This window comes from Streptomyces sp. NPDC059456 (assembly GCF_042750055.1).
GTDB lineage: Bacteria > Actinomycetota > Actinomycetes > Streptomycetales > Streptomycetaceae > Streptomyces.
Genome location: NZ_JBHYVA010000548.1, coordinates 1 through 2,368, shown reverse-complemented (window position 1 = coordinate 2,368; position 2,368 = coordinate 1). Strand labels below are relative to the sequence as shown.

Annotated in this window: 2 protein-coding genes; one reads left to right on the top strand and one right to left on the bottom strand. The window is 71.5% G+C overall.

The window, feature by feature from the left end:
• Positions 1–37: 37 nt before the first annotated feature.
• Positions 38–1,495, bottom strand: a complete 1,458-nt coding sequence (locus ACFXA3_RS32960) for an MFS transporter (RefSeq protein ID WP_385192878.1) — start codon at positions 1,493–1,495, stop codon at positions 38–40.
• Between the two features lie 239 nt (positions 1,496–1,734).
• Between ACFXA3_RS32960 and ACFXA3_RS32955 the strand changes: the two genes are divergently transcribed.
• Positions 1,735–2,325 carry a hypothetical protein gene (locus ACFXA3_RS32955; protein WP_385192876.1) on the top strand — a complete coding sequence of 197 codons (591 nt, stop codon included), beginning with the start codon at positions 1,735–1,737 and terminating at the stop codon, positions 2,323–2,325.
• Positions 2,326–2,368: the final 43 nt, after the last annotated feature.

Genomic DNA, 2,368 nt, shown 5'->3' with positions numbered 1-2,368 from the left:
GCTCTCTCAATGGGTCTCGGGGGCTCTGAGTTGTGTATCAGAGACAGACCGTACCGCCCTTCCCGCCCCGGCCGCGCCGGGCACCGGGCACCGGCCGGTCCGACGGCAGGAACAGCGTGGCGACCAGCGCGGCGAGCGCCGCTCCGGCGGCGATCAGGAAGATCAGCAGGTACGCGTGCAGGGTCGGGGCGCTGCGCCCGCCGGCCAGGAACGTCATGTGGGCCAGCACGGCCGCTACCACGGCGCTGCAGCAGGCCTGCCCGACGGAACGCATCAGGGTGTTCAGGCCGTTGGCCGCGGCGGTCTCGCCCACCGGCACGGCCCGCATGACCAGGGCGGGCAGCGCCGAGTACGCGATCGCGGTGCCCGAGGAGACGACGGTGGCGCCGGCCACGATCATCCAGAGGCTGTGGCTGGTGAAGAACCGGACCACGTAGCCGACGGCCATGACCACGGCGGCGAGCGCGAGGGCGGTACGGGGCCCGTACGCGGCGGAGATCCGTGCGGAGACGGGGGAGAGCGCGACCATCGCGAGGCCGCCGGGCAGCAGGCACAGGCCGCTCACCACGATGGAGGCGCCGAGGCCGTACCCCGTGCTCGTCGGCTCCTGCACCATCTGGCCCGTGACGAGGGAGTTCGCGTAGAAGGCGAAACCGATCAGCAGCGCCGCGACGTTGGTCAGCAGCACCGCGGGCCGCGCCGAGACCCGCAGGTCCACCATGGGGGAGCGGGTGCGCAGCTCGAACCGGCCCCAGAGCAGGCCCACGGCCACCGACGCGCCGAGCAGGCAGAGCGTGCGCCCGGAGGTCCAGCCCCAGTCCGCGCCCTGGGTGATGGCGAGCAGCAGCCCGACGAGGAAGCCGGTCAGGCCGAGGGTCCCCGGCAGGTCGAAGCGCCCGGGGGAGCGGACCGGGGATTCCGGGACGATCCACAGCACCAGGAGCAGGTCGAGCAGGCCCAGGGCGGCCGAGGCCCAGAACATGGTGTGCCAGTCGAAGTTCTCGATCACCACGGCGGCCACCGGCAGGCCGATCGCCGCACCGATGCCGAGGGTCGAGCTCATGAGGGCGATGGAGGGCAGGATCCGCTCGGCGGGCAGCTCGTCCCGGATGATGCTGATGCCCAGCGGGATCACCGCGAGCGCCGCCCCCTGCAGGGCCCGGCCGGTGATCAGCACACCGATGTCGGAGCTGACCGCGCACAGCACGGAACCGAGGGTGAGGACGCAGAGCGAGGCCAGCAGCACGCGCCGCTTGCCGTACATGTCGCCGACGCGCCCGAGGACCGGGGTGAAGACCGCGCCGGTGAGGAGGGTGATGGTCACCAGCCAGCCCGCGGCGCCCGGGCTCGCGCCCGTCAGTTCGGGGATGTGCGGGAGCAGCGGGACCACGAGGGTCTGCATCACGGCGACGACCATGCCGCAGAAGGCGAGGACGGGCACGACGAAACGGGAGTGCGCGGTGGCCTGACCGGCGGCGGGTATCGCGGAGGGCATGCTGCTCCAGACGGGGGAGGGAGCGGGGGCACCGGGGGTGCACGGTTGTTCACCCCCAGGGTAAACGATTGTGCACCCCTGCGTCCGCGCCCGGCGCGGGCGGGCCTCGAACCTGCGCCCGGCCGCCCCAACATCCTCTGGAGCCAACCCCTTTCACGATCCGCCGCAAACGACTGACACGGCTCCGGCCGCCGTGCGAAGTTGTCCGTGCAACGACCGCCGAGGGGCAAGGGGGACGCATGCCCGAGTACGCAGGTTCCGACGAGGAAGCGGAGCAGGACCTGATCGCGTACTGCGAGAAGATCGATTTCGACCCGGAGTGGGTGGACCCGCAGAAATGGGACGCGTCCATCAGGATCGCCCAGCAGAAGCAGTACGGGTTCGCGGAGGCCCGCAAAACGATCCTCAGCGACCAGGAGGACCTGGTCAAAACCGGTGCACGGGACGCCCGTCAGGCGAAGCTGGACGCGGACGCGGCGGATCTGCTCACGCAGATCGACTACGACCGTGACCTGAAGGATTCGCTGGTCGTCACCATCCTCAAGCAGTGCGCCGCCGCCTATGTGGGCGGGGAGCGCGTCAACCTCGGCCTGGGCGGCGCCCCCATGGACCGCGGCGCGTACGGCGATCTCCGTGACGAGTGGTCGGCGGCCGGGGAGCTCGCCGACGGGGGCGTGTTCTCCGAATTCGTCAGCCACGCACCCCAGAACAAGGCCGCGCTCGGCAAGGGCCAGGTCGGCGACACCCTCGCCAAGCGGAAGGTCCAGGGGAACCTCCTCGTGCGCGTCGCCGGCGTCCGCTTCAACATGCACGTCGACATCGCGGACTGACCCGCTCGCCGGACGCGGCCGCAGCCCCGACCGCATCCGGTCG